Source organism: Clostridium sp. CM028 (genome assembly GCF_030585565.1).
Classification (GTDB): Bacteria; Bacillota; Clostridia; order Clostridiales; family Clostridiaceae; genus Clostridium_AD; species Clostridium_AD estertheticum_B.
The window spans coordinates 1,170,306-1,185,594 of record NZ_CP077766.1 but is presented as its reverse complement, the minus strand read 5'-3'; the positions used below and the strand labels follow the sequence as shown (position 1 = coordinate 1,185,594).

Here is a 15,289-nt window from a genome sequence, read left to right as displayed (position 1 = left end):
TTTAGAAGGAACTCTAATAAGTTTCTAATAAAAATATATATAGATGTATTAATATAAATTATGAGGGGAGTTAAGAAGAATGAAAGAAATACCAAGAATTGCTGAAACTGAGTGGAAGGTTATGAAGATTATATGGTCTGATGCTCCAGTGACAGCAAATAATGTAATAGAAAAATTAAGTGGTGATGTTAGTTGGAAACCTAAGACTGTAAAAACGTTGATTAACAGGTTACTAAATAAAAATATTATTTCCTATGAAAAGGAAGGACGAATATATAAATATTACCCTATTTTTACTGAAGAACAATGTGTAAAAATTGAACGTAACTCCTTTCTTGATAGGATATATAATGGGGGCTTTAAAGAAATGCTTTTAAATTTTATAGAGGATGAAAATTTATCAACAGAAGATATAGAAGACCTTAAACAAATTCTTGATTGCAAGAAAGATAGGTAAATTTATTATGTTAATATCTAAGTTTTTTTCTCATTTAATTTATTCTTCCATTACTAGTAGCATAGTGATATTTGGCATATTGTTAATTAAAATTTTATTTAATAAGAAATTGGGGGCAAGATGGAATTATTATATTTGGTTTATACTAATTTTAAAATTGCTAATTCCTTATTTTCCTCAAAGCCCAGTAAGTATAGATAGAATTATAAGCTTTTTTTCAAATATTGCACACAAAAGTATGAATATTACCAATGTAACAGTTTCAAATAATTCACATAAAGAATTATCTATGGTAATGAACTCAACGAAGGACTATGCTATTTCTATAAATAGAGATTATTCAATATTTTATATTCTATGGTTAATGGTTTTTCTTATAGGCTTTGCCTTAATTGTTATAACCAATATTAAGCTTAGGGCAGGAATAAAAGATAAACCACAAATTTATGATGAAAATATTAAGGTTTTATTGGAAGGCTGTAAAAAAGATCTAAATATAAATCGAAGCATAAATATTGTAAGAATAGATGGTGATAGATGTCCAGCACTTTTTGGATTTATAAACCCCTATATTCTTATTCCTGATGGAATAGAAGAGAAAATTACACAGGATGAGATGAGATATATATTGCTACATGAACTAGCTCATTACAAGAGAAAGGACATGGCTGTAAGTTTGTTAATAAGTCTACTACAATTAATTTATTGGTTTAATCCTATTATATATTATGGTTTTTATCTTATGAAAAAAGATATGGAAATAGCTTGTGATGGACATGTTCTTTCAAAAATAAATGAGGAAGAGATAAAAGGCTATGGCCTTACTATTATTAAACTTCTAGAGTTAATTGCTTATAATAGAAATAATATTTTCACACTTGGTATTATAAAAAGCAAAAATAATGCAAAAAATAGGATAAAAATGATAGCTGGATTTAAGAAAGATTCAAAAGGTATAGTGTTGACTAAAACAGTTGTTTTTATTATTTTAACATGTATGTTTTTAGGTAGTACACAAGGAAATGCCATAGTAAAGGATAAAAAAGTATTAGAAAAAAATAGTGTTCATAAAGATTTAAGCAGATTTTATAAGGGCTTTGAAGGAAGCTTTGTATTGTTTGATGTTAATAAAGGAGACTATATAGTTTATAACAAAGAGAAAAGTGAAAAAAGAGTATCACCTTGCTCAACCTATAAAATAGTAGAAGCTTTGATAGGGTTAGAAACAGGTGTTATTAAAGATGAGAAAGAACTTTTCAAATGGGATGGGAGTAAATATCCTTATAGGGAGTGGAATCAAGATAATACATTATTTTCTGCAATGAAATATTCTGTAAATTGGTATTTTGAAGAAGTAGATAGAGAAATAGGCAAAAATAAATTGAAGTACTATATAGATAAGATGGATTATGGTAACAAGGATATTTATTCTCTACAAGCTGATTACTGGCTTCAAGCTTCTTTAAAAATTTCACCTATAGAACAGGTGGAAATGCTAAAAAAAATGTATAATTATGAATTGCCTTTTTCCAAGAAAAATATAGACATAGTAAAAAATTCGATAAAAATAATGGAAGATGGGGAAAGAGTAATGTATGGCAAGACCGGTTCAGGTGTTGAAAATAATAAAGAAGTTAATGGTTGGTTTGTAGGATATATAGAAGAAAATAATGATATGTATTTTTTCGCGACAAATATTGAAGGAAAAAATGGTGCTACAGGCGTAAAAGCCAAGGAAATAACATTACAGATATTAAGAAATTTAGGTATTGTTATGAAAAAATAACTTAACAGATTGATTAAATAACAAAGGAGAATTTATATGAAAAAATTAGTAAAATCAAAATTCAAGGTAAATAAGTTTAAAATTGCTATATTTATGCCGCTTATGATCTTTTCTCTTACTAGCTGTGGAAAGGTAGCAACTCAGCCACCTGTAAACACGAAGTCTGACACACAATATAATTCGGCATTTTCAAAACTTGAAAGTGATTATGGTGTTAAACTTGGTGTATATGCTTTTGATACAGAGGCGAATAAAGAAGTCGTATATCGAGCTGATGATAGGTTTGCTTACTGTTCTACATTCAAAGCTTTAGCCGCTGGTGCTGTTTTAAAACAAGATTCATTAGAGCAGCTTAAACAAGTAGTTAAATATAACAAAGAAGATGTTCTCTCTCATGCTCCAATTACAAAAGATAACGTTGATAAAGGCATGACCATTGAAGAACTTTGCAATGCAGCAATACGTTTTAGTGATAATACAGCTGCAAATCTTTTATTTGATCATATAGGTGGACCTAATGGTTTTAAATCTGCACTTAATCAATTAGGGGATAACGTTACGCAACCTACACGTATAGAACCAGATCTAAACGAAGCCATACCTGAAGATATTAGGGACACTAGCACACCACGACAATTGGCAACTGATTTGCAAGCATACACAACTGGAGATATATTAACAGACGATAAGAAAAAAATTCTTATTGATTGGATGACAGGAAATGCAATAGGTAATACACTAATTCGTGCAGGAGCACCAGATGGCTGGGTAGTTGCTGACAAAAGTGGAGCTGGTTCTTACGGAACAAGAAATGATATTGCCATAGTAATGCCACCAAACAAAAAACCTATAATTATTGCAATATTGTCAACTCACGATAAAAAAGAGGCTAAATACGATGATAAACTGATTGCTCAAGCTTCTAAAATTATATTTGATTCTTTTAGCACAACTGAAAATAACAATTAAAGTAAGTTTGCCTATGTATTAAATTAGCGGAAAATCTCTAGCAAGTAAAACAGGAACTGCTGAACTGGAAAAGAAAAGTGCAGATGATAAAAATGGAAAATAAAATTTAATGTATTTAACTCAATATTATTAAAAGGAAAGATTAAAATGGCAAATAAGTAAGTTGAACTTTCAACTAAATTATATGAATTTATAATGGATGAAGAAATTAAACAGTTAAAAATATCATTTAAAGGTTTTAGTGAACAAGAAAAGCAAATGGCAACTGAATTAGTAAAAAGAATGAGTGAAATATAGAAAAATATTGGCTCGATATAAAAAATAAATCAGTGTTAGCAAAGCAAAATAATTCAAGGTAATATTTGGGTGTAATAGATTAACAAAGTAGAAATATGGTAACTAATACAGAAGTTTATATATAGGCAAAACAGGGGCTATTTGTAGCTGTAAGGAGGATTGAAATGGAATTTAGAAAAGCAGTTGAAACAGATGCTAATGATATAATGAGTATTATTATGCAGGCACAAGCATACTTAAAAAAACATGGGATTAACCAATGGCAGAATAACTATCCCAATGTTGAAATAATAAGTAATGATATTGATAATAAAAATGGTTATGTACTGTTAAAAGACGATAATATTGTTGCTACGGCAGCAGTTTCTTTTGATGGAGAAAAAACATATGACTCTATTTATGAGGGGCAATGGATTAGTGATAATGAATATGCAGTTATTCATAGAATCGCTATTGACAACAATTATAAAGGATTAGCATTAGCATCACAGATTATCAAAAATATAGAGCAGATTTGTTTGAATAAAGGTGTGTACAGTATAAAAATGGATACACATGAAGAAAACTTATCTATGCAAAAGCTGCTTAAGAAAAACAAATTTCAGTATTGTGGAATAATTTATTTAGAAGATGGAAATAAAAGAATAGCTTTTGAGAAAACACTTTACTAAAAAATAGTCACAAAATCATGAGTAATCTTAATTAATGGATCTTCATTAGAATTACTTATGGATATATTTAATCATTCGTCAAAATCACAGACTTTAAGATACATTGGGATTACTGAAGAACAAAAGAGGGAAGTTTATTTGAAATCTAACATCGGATAGAAAAATGTACCCCTATTTCTTTATATAATCTGTAAGATCAAATTCTCCATCTTTTTGAGACCAATTGTATATCGTCCCCCTTGAGATTAGAAGCAATTCATCACGAATTTGATTTGCTCGATAATCAGTTCTCAAAACACTCTCATCCTGTGATTTTTGTATGAGTATCAACAAATTGCTTGAATTGCTACTTCAAATGCGTCCCAAATAGATTTCATAATGTTCTTAACTTCCCTAGAATCCCCAATGTTATATGTTTCCTTTTTACTTTTGTCAAGTATGCTTTGTAGTGGATTATGAGGCTCGTACCCTGTTGCAGCTATTATTGTGTCTGCGTTTAATATACTTTCTCCATCTTTATTAGAAACTTTAACACCATTCGAATCTATTTTTTCAATCTTTGTGCTAGTCATTACTTTAATATTGTTGAATGGAAGTAAATCCTTCATCATATCCCAGTTCATAAATGGCATATTGTGAGGACCACCGCAAATAACCGGAAGCATTTCTATTATGCTAACATTTTTGCTCATTTTTGACAACCAAAGACCGGTTTCACAACCAACAAGACCTGCACCTATTATTACAATATCTTTACCAGCCAAGGATGGATCCATTCCTGAAATAGTGACTGGAACATCCACAACCTGCTTAACTTGTCTACCGAATTCTCTGTACATTCCCTTATCGTTAAAATACATTGGTGGGTGATTCCAATACCAAGAATCATAAGTCCCAGCATCAACATTTAGCATATCATAGCCCGCTTCTACTAATATTTTAGCTGCTTCCAATCCTTCTTCTGTGTCCTTACCAACTTCATCAAATTTTTCTCCTGGTAATGCGCGTTGACGAAGTCCCTTCATCATACTCTTAACACTGAAACGTAGTGAAACTGGGAAATCTTCACCACATTGTGCCTTGATTCCCTTAACTATATCAGTTGCGATTTTCAAACGGCCTCTTAAGTCTCCGCCATATTCATCAACTCTTTTGTTAAAGAAACCGATTGCGAATTGATCTAAAAGATATCCTTCGTGTACAGCATGGACCTCAACTCCATCAAAACCTGACTGTTTTGCCACTGCTGCTGATTTTATGAAGTTTTCTATTAAAACTTTTATATCTTCAGTAGTCATTGCTTCATGAGTTAATCTTGGGTCAAAGCGGTTTTCTGCCTTTGAAGGAGCAATTGGCTTTTTATATAGTCCAGGCATTGCAGAACGTCCCAAATCACCTGTCAATTGTAAAAATATTTTTGCATTATAAGAATGAATTCTTTCATTCATTGGAGCTGTTGACATATTAAAGCATAGTGGATTATAAGTAGGGCAAGGTTGAATTTTATTTATCCCAGTTTTCTGGTACAGGCTTAGTGATGTATTCAGTTCCTGAGAATATAGGGCAAGCACCACCAAATTTACCAACCACACCATCAATCATCTTAATTGAATGAGGAACACCTGCTGGAATATAAACAGCACCTGGAGTTTTAATTTCGTAATAGTCATCACCTAAAGTTACTGCGATAGTAGCTGCATTTTCTTCTCCTAAGATTAAATACATTTCATCTCCATAATGAATATGTGGAGTTGCCTTTCCCATAATGCTTTAGCTTCTGGAACAATGCTAGAGCTCATAATCAATTCTAATTGTTTTAACAACATACCCCATAGAGAATATTTACATAACATATTCACCGAATGCGTTATGTAAATATATTCTATAACAATGATAAAAACATGTAAACAATATGATTTAAAACCATAAATTACAATTAAATTTACGCTGCAAATTTAATTGTAATTTATGGACTATCATTGCTTACAGAAGTGAACAACAAGTTAATAAAGTAATCGATGAAAACGAATCTGATATAAAAGAAAAAAATACATACAAAATGAAACTTGCAACATTAGAAGGTTATAAAAAGTTAAATAACAGTAACACACTCTGATTCAGAAATCTATACCTGAAAAACAGTTATAATTCCAATATAATGCATAATGTTCATTGTGAATAAACTGTAAATATAGTAAAATAATATTATGTTTTATATATTATGGAGGGAATGAAAATGAATTGCAAAAATGTGTGATTAGTTTAGAGGTTTATTATTTTTTTAATTATTTACAATAAGAAAGTGAAGGTGAAGGACATGCTATACATAGGAATTGACATTGGATCAACTGCTTCTAAGGTATGTATTCTTGAACATGATAAAATTAAAAATACTTTTATTTACCCAACAGGTTGGAGTAGTGTCAAAACAGCTGAGGAAATAAAACAAGCAATAGAAAAGCTAGGAATGACCTCTAGTAATAGTAAAATAGTTGCAACAGGGTATGGAAGGGTTTCTGTACCCTATGCAGATAAAACAATAACTGAAATAACTTGCCATGCAGTTGGAGCGTATTACTTATTACATGAAGATTGTACAGTTATTGATATAGGTGGACAAGATACAAAAGTCATAACTGTTGAAAGTGGTAAGGTTACAAATTTCTCTATGAATGATAAGTGTGCAGCTGGCACTGGTAAATTTTTAGAATTAATGGCTGGAACACTAGGATTCGATATTGATGAACTTTGCACTGAAGCCGCAAAGGGGAGTGGAACAACTATCAGTTCAATGTGTACCGTTTTTGCAGAATCTGAAGTCATTAGTCTTATTGGTAGTGGAAAAAAACGTAAAGACATTGCATTTGGTGTAATAGAATCTATTACTGGTAAAGTAAAATCTCTGTGTCAAAAACATTCCGATTCACATAATTATTTCTTAACAGGAGGACTTTGCGATAGCCCATTTATTATGGATCAACTTTCAGAAAAATTAGGTTCACCTGTAGCTACTCAAAAAATGGCAAGATATGCAGGTGCTATTGGAGCGGCTATAATGGCAAGCAGAATTGAAAAAAGTTCTAATAAAACGTTATAACGGAGGGGGATATATTAATGAATAACTTACCAGAAAAATTTGAAGATTTTAGTGAGGCAAGAAGAAATGCTTTTTTAAGCATCAAGAATTTAAAAGATGAAGGCAAGAAGGTTGTGGGTGTATTTTGTACTTTCACGCCAACAGAAATAATAATGGCCGCAGATGCTATTGCAGTTTCATTATGCAGTATGACTGAGGAACCTATAGCTGATGCCGAAAGGGATTTACCAAGAAATCTATGCCCATTAATTAAAGCATCTTATGGCTTTGCAATTACAGATAAATGTCCATTTTTTTATTTTTCCGATATGATTGTTGGAGAAACTACATGTGATGGAAAGAAGAAGATGTATGAATATTTAGCAGATATTAAGAAGACTCATATTATGCAGCTTCCTCAAAACTGTAATGATGAGGATTCTTATAAACTATGGAGCAATGAATTAGTAAAGCTAAAGAAATGTCTAGAAAATTTTTATGGTGTTGAAATTACGGATGAAAAGCTTAAAATAGCGATTAAGCTTAAAAATAGGGAAAGAGTAGCTCTAAGAAAGTTTTATGAGCTAGGCCAGCTAGAGCCACCAGCAATTACAGGCTACGAAATGCATAAGGTTCTATCTGGAGCAGGATTTAAATTGGATAAAGAAGTATTGATAAAAGATCTTGAAAGCATAACAAGTGAGTCATTAGATAGGTATAATAGTGGGGAACGAAAAGTTTCGAGTGATGCAAAGAGAATACTTATTACAGGATGTCCTCTAGGACAAGGAACTGAAAAAATAATTAAGGCAATAGAAGAGAATGGTGGAGTAGTGGTATGCTATGAAAACTGCGGTGGAGCTAAAACAACAGAGACATTGGTTGATGAAAACAAGGATCCTCTTTACGCTTTAACAGAAAAATATTTAAATATTGGATGCTCTTGTATGACTCCAAATGATAACAGAATAGATTTGTTAGAAAAGTTATGTAAAGAATATAAAGCTGACGGAGTAATAGATGTAATACTTCAAGCTTGTCATACGTATAATGTAGAAACTCTTAGATTAAAAAGAGTTTTCAACAAGAAAAATATTCCATATATGAGCATTGAAACAGATTATTCTCAAGCAGATATAGGACAAATTAATACAAGAATGTCAGCATTTATAGAGATGTTATAATATAAATGATTTAAGTGGATATTATTTCAATTTATAGATAGTATTTGAATTAAAAGCTTTACATTGTTAAAAAAAAGATTATAATAAAGTTGTAATAACTTTTAAATATTGATAGATGATGTTTTCGGGAGATTAAGCTTAAGCTTAGTTATTTAATATAACATCCTTAAATGGATAGCCGAAGGGCCAAGTATTACATGCGCTGTAATATGAATATCTCAGGCAAAAGGACCGAAGATTGATATACCTCTGGAAAGCAATTGCACCGAAGGAGTAATTCTCTCAGGTAAAAAGACAGAGATAAAGGCTTAAATGAGCTTCTTATCTTTGTCTTTTTTTATGCGCAAGCGGAAATAAATTGAATTAATGTATTTGTAAGGGGGGGATTAATTGATAGAAGAAGTATTGATTGTAACTAATAACCCATTATGTCTAGACAAATTTGGTGAAAAATATAAAGTCGAATTTTTAAGTACTGGAATAATGAATGTACTAAAAGCTGTAAGAAATCATATTCATAAGGGACACCTTTTGCTCACACATCCGCTTTCTAGTAGCATAAAGCCAAATGAAACGCCCTACAAAACTGTAATAATAACAAAATCAAAAAAAGAAGTAATAGATTTACAGTCAGTTAATTTTATTGAAGAATCAATACACACAACTGAAAAATTCATTAAAGATAGGGGAACACCAGCATGGTCAGATGCGGTGCGAAATGATTTCATGTTAATAGATTACGATATTATAAGTCATGGTCTAAATTGAAAATAAATGCAATATACTGGGAGGGCTTAAAATGGAACATATCTATGACACTATAATTATAGGAGGTGGCCCAGCTGGGCTATCGGCAGGGCTTTACGCATCAAGGTCAAAACTTGATTCTATAATAATTGAACGAGGAAAATTTGGAGGACAGGCCGCAATAACAGATGAACTTGCAAATTATCCTGGCTCAATTGAAGAGTGCACTGGTCCAAAATTGATTAAAAGAATGAGAACTCAAGCCGAGGAATTTGGTACAAAGTTTGCAAAAGATACTGTAGAAAATATTTTACTTGAAGGTGAAATAAAAACTGTTAAATGCAAAAAAGAAACATATAAGGCTAAAACTATTGTAATTGCAACAGGCGCTTATCCCAGATTAGCAGGTTTTAAAAATGAAAATGAGCTACGGGGCAAGGGAATTTCATATTGCGCTACCTGTGATGCTGATTTCTTTACGGAGCTCGATGTAGCCGTAAATGGCGGTGGAGATTCCGCCATAACTGAAGCAATTTATCTCACAAAGTTTGCAGATAGTGTAACAGTAATTCATAGAAGAGATGAATTAAGAGCTTGTAAATCAATTCAAGAAAAAGCTTTTGCTAATCCAAAAATCAAGTTTATATACGACTCAGTTATAGATGAGGCAGAAGGCGATGAAATACTTGAAGGCCTTAAGGTCAGAAATGTTAAAACAGGCGAAGTTCAAAAAGTGAAGGTTGATGGATGCTTTGTATTTGTCGGATACATTCCTATTTCAGAAATTTTCAAAGGTAAGGTCAATATGGATGAAAGTGGTTATGTAATGACGAATGATGATATGGTAACCAACATTCCAGGCGTTTTCGCAGCTGGAGATATTAGGGTCAAGAATTTGAGACAGGTTATAACTGCAGCAGCTGATGGCGCAATAGCAGCAACTTCTGCAGAAGTATATATAGCAAATAAATAGAATTAGGGGGTATTTAAAATGATTAGTTTGACAAAGGAAAATTTTGATGAGGAAGTAGTATCTTATTCTGAAAAAGCAGTATTTGTTGATTTCTGGGGTGACAAATGTGAAGTATGTAAGGAACTTATGCCTGGAGTACACGAACTAGAAAACAAATATAGCGATAAAATCAAATTTGCAAGTCTTAATATCGGTGGTTCTAGAAGACTCGCTATATCTCAAAGAGTACTTGGACTCCCAACGATGATAATTTATAAAAATAACGAGAAAATAAGCACTATTACCCCTGAAAACATCGAAACAATTGATGATGTAGAGAATTTTATTAAAAGCGTTTATGAAACATTGTAATAAATGGCTAAACTATTTCGGAGGTGGAAACTTTGCGTTTAGAACTTGGTGAAATTAAAATTAATGATGTTCAATTTGGCACTTGCACAAAGGTTGAAAAGGGAGTTCTTTTTGTAAATAAAGAAGAACTGCTTGCACATATAGGCGGAGATGAAAGAATTGAAAGTATTAGCATTGAAATTGCAAGACCCGGAGATGAGACAAGAATAATTCCAGTTAAAGACGTTATTGAGCCAAGGGTAAAGATATCAGGTAGCGGTGGGATATTTCCAGGATTTATAAGCAAGGTTGATACAGTTGGAAATGGAAGAACAAATGTTTTGAAAGGCGCAGCTGTTGTAACTACTGGAAATATTGTTGGGTTCCAGGAAGGAATCATTGACATGAGTGGAATTGGTGCTAAATATACACCATTTTCAAAATTAAACAACGTTGTAATAACATGTGAAACAAAGAAAAGCGTACTTCCACATGATCACGAAGAAGCTGTTAGAATGGTTGGATTTAAGGCTGCAACATATCTTGGTGAATGTGCAAGAGAACTTGAGGCTGATGAAATTAAGACTTTCGAAACACTTCCTCTTTTAGAACAGGTAAAACAGTATCCTGATCTTCCTAAAGTAATATATGTATATATGCTTCAAAGTCAGGGGCTTCTTCATGACACTTATGTATATGGAGTTGATGCAAAGAAAATAATACCTACATTCATATACCCAACGGAAATATTTGATGGTGCTATTGTTTCAGGAAACTGTGTTTCAGCTTGTGATAAGAACCCATCGTATGTTCATATGAATCATCCTGTAATTGAGGATTTGTATGAGAGACATGGTATTGACTACAATTTCCTTGGATGCGTATTAACTAACGAAACTGTATACCTTGCAGATAAAGAAAGATCTTCAAGCTACACTGCAAAATTAGTTGAATATTTAGGTGCAGATGCAGTAATAATTTCTGAGGAGGGTTTTGGTAATCCAGACGCAGATTTAGTTATGAATTGTAACAAGATTTCAGCACTAGGAATTAAAACAGTACTAATAACCGATGAATATGCTGGTCAAGATGGAGCTTCACAATCACTTGCAGATTCAACTCCTAAGGGCGATGCAGTAGTAACTGCTGGAAATGCAAATGAAGTTATTGTACTTCCCACAATGAAGAAAATTATCGGTCATCCAGAAAATGCAAATGTTATTGCTGGAGGACATTTTGGAAGTTTGAGAGAGGACGGCTCAATTGAAGCTGAAATCCAGGTAATTACTGGAGCAACAAGCGAAGTTGGTTATAATACTTTAAGTACAAGAGGGTACTAATTTTTTTATAGAAAGGATGATATAAATGTTAAAAGGTAAAAAAGTAATTGCTATAGGTGATAGAGATGGAATACCAGGTCAAGCAATCGAAGAAAGCGTAAAAACTGCAGGAGCAGAAGTAATATTTGCTTCAACAGAATGCTTTGTCTGAACTGCCGCTGGTGCTATGGATCTGGAGATCCAAAAAAGAGTTAAAGAATTAGCAGACAAGAATGGTGCAGAAAACATTGTAGTTATACTTGGTGGAGCAGAAGCAGAAGCTTCAGGACTTTCAGCTGAAACAGTAGCTGCAGGAGACCCTACATTTGCAGGCCCACTTGCAGGAATTGAACTTGGTCTTGCTGTTTATCACATGATCGAGCCAGAAATAAAAGATGAATGTGATGCGACGGTTTATGATGAGCAGTGTGGAATGATGGAAATGGTTCTAGACGTTGACGATATAATTAAGGAAGTAAAGACAATAAGAGATGAGTTTTCAAAATATTAATTTTAAGTTTAAAAAGTAAATTCAAAATATGAGAAAAGGGGGAAACCCAATTGATTAAGGTAGTTCATTATATAAATCAGTTTTATGCTGGTATAGGCGGAGAAGAAGAGGCAAATTATAAACCAGAAGTAAGAGAAGGTTTCGTTGGTCCTGGAATGGGGCTAAACAAAATTTTTAAAGGTGAAGCTGAAATAGTTGCTACTGTTATTTGCGGAGATTCATATTTTAATGAAAACCTAGAGGAAGCAAAAGCTGAAGTAATTGAAATGATAAAAAGTTACAACCCTGATTTAGTAATTGCAGGCCCAGCTTTCAATGCAGGAAGATACGGAATGGCATGTGGCGCTGTTGCAAAAGAAGTTAAAGAAAAATTAAATGTTCCTGTGCTTACAGCAATGTATATTGAAAATCCTGGTGCTGACATATATAAAAAGGACGCATATATTATTGAGACTAGAAATAGTGCGGTTGGTATGAGGCAAGCACTTCCCGCTATGGTAAAGCTTGGTTTAAAACTTGTTCACGGTGAAGAAATAGGATCACCTGCAGAGGAAGGTTATATTGAAAGAGGAATAAGAAAGAATTATTTTGATACAGTTAGAGGTTCAAAAAGAGCAGTTAATATGCTCGTTAAGAAGCTTAAAGGAGAGGAATTTGCAACTGAGTTTGTAATGCCTGTATTTGATAGGGTAGAGCCAAATGCAGCTATAAAAGACATAACCAAAGCTAAAATTGCATTAGTTACATCAGGTGGAATAGTTCCAAAAGGTAACCCTGACCATATTGAATCCTCAAGCGCTTCAAAGTTTGGTAAATATGACATTTTCGGTGTTGACGATTTAACAGAGGCGACATATGAAACTGCACATGGTGGATTTGATCCAACTTATGCCAATTCTGATTGTGATAGGGTTCTTCCAGTAGATGTATTAAGACAAATGGAAAAAGAAGAAAAAATAGGTTCGCTTCACAGATATTTTTATTCTACGGTTGGAAATGGTACATCCGTTGCCAATTCAAAGAAATTTGGAGCACAAATTGTAAAGGAATTGTTAGCTGATGGTGTGGATGCTGTTATATTAACGTCAACATGAGGAACTTGTACACGTTGCGGTGCAACACTCGTTAAAGAAATAGAGCGTGGAGGACTTCCAGTAGTCCACATGTGCACAGTAGTTCCAATTTCACTTACAGTTGGAGCAAATAGAATAGTACCGACAATAGCTATCCCACATCCACTAGGAAACCCTAGTTTAGAGAAGGAAGCTGAAATGAAGCTTAGATATAAACTGGTAGCTAAAGCACTTAAAGCATTAGAAACCCAAGTTGATGGGCAAAAGGTTTTTGAAGAATAAAACTATTATTAAAAAATGCAAAAGTGAAGGTGTTTATCTTCACTTTTGTTAATTTAAATAAAGGAGGAATGAAATAATGAGCTTTCCAGTAGTAAAAAAAGCATCTTATATTCTTATTAACACTCCAGATATGGTAATGCATTGCGGAACAACAGCTGCAGTTGAGAGAAAAAACAATCCGGATTCAGAATTCTTAAAAGAGGCAAAAAATCATTTAAGAACTTTTGAGGATGTAGTAGCATATCCTCCTAATCAAACTTATATAGGTAACATAATTCCAGAGCAGCTTTTAGAAATTAAAAGACCTTGGAACAATTCAAAAATTGAAGGTGCTCAAAAAACAGGAAAATTCGGAGAAATAATGCCTCAGGATGAATTTTACGGATTGCTTAAGGTTTCAGATGTATTCGATTTAGTAGTCTTAGAAAAAGGTTTTACGCAAAGGGTTATAGAAAAATTTGCGAATCATGAATTGCTTAATGTAAAAGTTGAAGCACTTGGCATCGGCGAGGATATAGTCAACATAAAAGAATTAGTCGATACTCAAGATGCAGAGGGGTTGTATCTTTGTGATGATCTAATTGGGTGTGTAAAAAAAGCCCATGATGTAGATATAAATCTTTCAGCACATGTTATGCTTGAAAACCTTGCTGTTAAGGCTTCAGGTGTTCTTGCATTAATGCAGTTAGTTAAGATTACCGGAATTGATGTAAGCGAAGTTGATTACTTAATTGAATGCTCTGAAGAAGCAGTAGGAGATATGAATCAAAGAGGGGGAGGCAATCTTGCCAAAGCATGTGGCGAAATTGCTGGTATTAAAGGAGCAACTGGTATTGACATGAGAGGTTTTTGCGCTGCACCTGTTCATGCAATAATAAATGCTTCTGCTCTAGTAAAATCAGGAATTTTCAAAAATGTTATAGTTTTTGCAGGCGGATGTACTTCAAAGCTTGGAATGAATGGACGAGACCATGTAAAAAAAGGACTTCCAATCCTTGAGGATTGCCTTGGAGGATTCGCACTACTTATAACAGAAAATGATGGCATAAGCCCTGAAATAAGAACAGATATCATTGGAAAACATACAATTGGAGATGGCTCAGCACCTCAAGCTGTACTTGAAGCTTTAGTATTAAAACCGTTAACTAATGCTGGAATGAAAATAACTGATGTTGATAAATACGCTCCAGAGCTTCAAACTCCCGATATAACGGAGCCTGCTGGAGCCGGAGATGTACCAACTCAAAACTATAAAATGATCGGTGCTCTTGCTGTTAAAAACGGACAATTAGACAGAAAAGAACTTCCAAGCTTTGTGAAAAAGCATGGCTATCCCGGATTTGCTCCAACACAAGGACATATTCCATCAGCAGTACCAATAGTTGGACATGGAATTAGTGCAATATTGGAAGGAAGAATGAATAATTTTATGTTAATTGGCAAAGGAAGCTTGTTCCTTGGAAGAATGACTAATTTATTTGATGGAGTTTCAGTACTTGTGCAAAAGAATTCCGGAAAGCAAGATGATGGAGCTGAAGTTTCAAATGAAGAACTAAAGCTTATGATAGCCGGCAGCATGAAAAAATTTGCGGAAATGCTAATGAACGAATAATT

General features: G+C 33.1%; 16 protein-coding genes and 1 riboswitch. Of the genes, 13 read left to right on the top strand and 3 right to left on the bottom strand.

Annotated features, from left to right (window positions below):
- The first annotated feature begins 79 nt into the window (after window positions 1–79).
- The 4 genes from KTC94_RS05660 (at window position 80) to KTC94_RS05645 (ending at window position 4,180) form a co-directional block, all read left to right on the top strand.
- Window positions 80–457 (top strand): BlaI/MecI/CopY family transcriptional regulator, encoded by a 378-nt coding sequence (locus tag KTC94_RS05660; protein WP_216303803.1) that lies wholly within the window; start codon window positions 80–82, stop codon window positions 455–457.
- Between the two features lie 7 nt (window positions 458–464).
- Complete coding sequence (locus KTC94_RS05655) at window positions 465–2,243, top strand: BlaR1 family beta-lactam sensor/signal transducer (protein WP_220320236.1); 1,779 nt, start codon at window positions 465–467, stop codon at window positions 2,241–2,243.
- 36 nt (window positions 2,244–2,279) lie between these two features.
- Window positions 2,280–3,212: a class A beta-lactamase gene (bla, locus tag KTC94_RS05650; RefSeq protein WP_216303805.1), complete on the top strand. Its 933-nt coding sequence runs from the start codon at window positions 2,280–2,282 to the stop codon at window positions 3,210–3,212.
- Window positions 3,213–3,673: 461 nt separating this feature from the next.
- Window positions 3,674–4,180 (top strand): GNAT family N-acetyltransferase, encoded by a 507-nt coding sequence (locus KTC94_RS05645; protein WP_220286625.1) that lies wholly within the window; start codon window positions 3,674–3,676, stop codon window positions 4,178–4,180.
- A gap of 171 nt (window positions 4,181–4,351) precedes the next feature.
- Here KTC94_RS05645 and KTC94_RS05640 read toward each other — a convergent pair whose 3' ends face one another.
- From KTC94_RS05640 to KTC94_RS05630, 3 genes are read right to left on the bottom strand one after another with little or no spacing between them, the layout of a single operon-like run.
- A complete protein-coding gene (locus tag KTC94_RS05640; RefSeq protein ID WP_258280721.1) occupies window positions 4,352–4,474 on the bottom strand; it encodes a hypothetical protein in 123 nt (40 codons plus the stop codon).
- 32 nt (window positions 4,475–4,506) lie between these two features.
- Window positions 4,507–5,628, bottom strand: a complete 1,122-nt coding sequence (locus tag KTC94_RS05635) for an FAD-dependent oxidoreductase (protein WP_258876440.1) — start codon at window positions 5,626–5,628, stop codon at window positions 4,507–4,509.
- A 55-nt stretch (window positions 5,629–5,683) separates the two neighbouring features.
- Window positions 5,684–5,944 (bottom strand): hypothetical protein, encoded by a 261-nt coding sequence (locus tag KTC94_RS05630; RefSeq protein ID WP_216303807.1) that lies wholly within the window; start codon window positions 5,942–5,944, stop codon window positions 5,684–5,686.
- 553 nt (window positions 5,945–6,497) lie between these two features.
- On the opposite strand from KTC94_RS05630, the gene KTC94_RS05625 reads away from it, so the two are divergent.
- The 9 genes from KTC94_RS05625 (at window position 6,498) to grdC (ending at window position 15,287) form a co-directional block, all read left to right on the top strand.
- Window positions 6,498–7,277: an acyl-CoA dehydratase activase gene (locus KTC94_RS05625; RefSeq protein WP_216303808.1), complete on the top strand. Its 780-nt coding sequence runs from the start codon at window positions 6,498–6,500 to the stop codon at window positions 7,275–7,277.
- Between the two features lie 17 nt (window positions 7,278–7,294).
- Window positions 7,295–8,440 carry a double-cubane-cluster-containing anaerobic reductase gene (locus tag KTC94_RS05620; protein WP_216303809.1) on the top strand — a complete coding sequence of 382 codons (1,146 nt, stop codon included), beginning with the start codon at window positions 7,295–7,297 and terminating at the stop codon, window positions 8,438–8,440.
- A 239-nt stretch (window positions 8,441–8,679) separates the two neighbouring features.
- A riboswitch (glycine riboswitch) is annotated at window positions 8,680–8,748 on the top strand.
- 82 nt (window positions 8,749–8,830) lie between these two features.
- Entirely contained in the window at window positions 8,831–9,208 is a 378-nt protein-coding gene (locus KTC94_RS05615; RefSeq protein ID WP_187351433.1) for a GrdX family protein, read from the top strand.
- A 31-nt stretch (window positions 9,209–9,239) separates the two neighbouring features.
- Window positions 9,240–10,160, top strand: coding sequence for a thioredoxin-disulfide reductase (gene trxB, locus KTC94_RS05610; protein ID WP_216303810.1), 921 nt, complete (start codon window positions 9,240–9,242; stop codon window positions 10,158–10,160).
- A gap of 18 nt (window positions 10,161–10,178) precedes the next feature.
- Entirely contained in the window at window positions 10,179–10,511 is a 333-nt protein-coding gene (locus tag KTC94_RS05605) for a co-chaperone YbbN (protein ID WP_216303811.1), read from the top strand.
- Between the two features lie 32 nt (window positions 10,512–10,543).
- On the top strand, window positions 10,544–11,830 hold the full coding sequence (locus KTC94_RS05600; RefSeq protein WP_220320234.1) for a glycine/sarcosine/betaine reductase component B subunit: 1,287 nt from the start codon (window positions 10,544–10,546) through the stop codon (window positions 11,828–11,830).
- A 25-nt stretch (window positions 11,831–11,855) separates the two neighbouring features.
- On the top strand, window positions 11,856–12,320 hold the full coding sequence (grdA, locus tag KTC94_RS05595; RefSeq protein ID WP_165413475.1) for a glycine/sarcosine/betaine reductase complex selenoprotein A: 465 nt from the start codon (window positions 11,856–11,858) through the stop codon (window positions 12,318–12,320).
- A gap of 50 nt (window positions 12,321–12,370) precedes the next feature.
- Window positions 12,371–13,675, top strand: coding sequence for a glycine reductase complex selenoprotein B (gene grdB, locus KTC94_RS05590; RefSeq protein WP_220320233.1), 1,305 nt, complete (start codon window positions 12,371–12,373; stop codon window positions 13,673–13,675).
- A gap of 76 nt (window positions 13,676–13,751) precedes the next feature.
- Window positions 13,752–15,287, top strand: coding sequence for a glycine/sarcosine/betaine reductase complex component C subunit beta (gene grdC, locus KTC94_RS05585; RefSeq protein ID WP_220320232.1), 1,536 nt, complete (start codon window positions 13,752–13,754; stop codon window positions 15,285–15,287).
- Window positions 15,288–15,289: the final 2 nt, after the last annotated feature.

What these genes read in the sequence shown, in the direction of transcription:
- KTC94_RS05625 (WP_216303808.1), top strand. Translation starts at nt 6,498, where the DNA reads ATGCTATACATAGGAATTGACATTGGATCAACTGCTTCTAAGGTATGT.
- KTC94_RS05635 (WP_258876440.1), bottom strand. Translation starts at nt 5,628, where the DNA reads ATGAATGAAAGAATTCATTCTTATAATGCAAAAATATTTTTACAATTG.
- KTC94_RS05630 (WP_216303807.1), bottom strand. Translation starts at nt 5,944, where the DNA reads ATGGGAAAGGCAACTCCACATATTCATTATGGAGATGAAATGTATTTA.
- KTC94_RS05660 (WP_216303803.1), top strand. Translation starts at nt 80, where the DNA reads ATGAAAGAAATACCAAGAATTGCTGAAACTGAGTGGAAGGTTATGAAG.
- KTC94_RS05645 (WP_220286625.1), top strand. Translation starts at nt 3,674, where the DNA reads ATGGAATTTAGAAAAGCAGTTGAAACAGATGCTAATGATATAATGAGT.
- KTC94_RS05620 (WP_216303809.1), top strand. Translation starts at nt 7,295, where the DNA reads ATGAATAACTTACCAGAAAAATTTGAAGATTTTAGTGAGGCAAGAAGA.
- bla (WP_216303805.1), top strand. Translation starts at nt 2,280, where the DNA reads ATGAAAAAATTAGTAAAATCAAAATTCAAGGTAAATAAGTTTAAAATT.
- KTC94_RS05605 (WP_216303811.1), top strand. Translation starts at nt 10,179, where the DNA reads ATGATTAGTTTGACAAAGGAAAATTTTGATGAGGAAGTAGTATCTTAT.
- trxB (WP_216303810.1), top strand. Translation starts at nt 9,240, where the DNA reads ATGGAACATATCTATGACACTATAATTATAGGAGGTGGCCCAGCTGGG.
- grdC (WP_220320232.1), top strand. Translation starts at nt 13,752, where the DNA reads ATGAGCTTTCCAGTAGTAAAAAAAGCATCTTATATTCTTATTAACACT.
- KTC94_RS05655 (WP_220320236.1), top strand. Translation starts at nt 465, where the DNA reads ATGTTAATATCTAAGTTTTTTTCTCATTTAATTTATTCTTCCATTACT.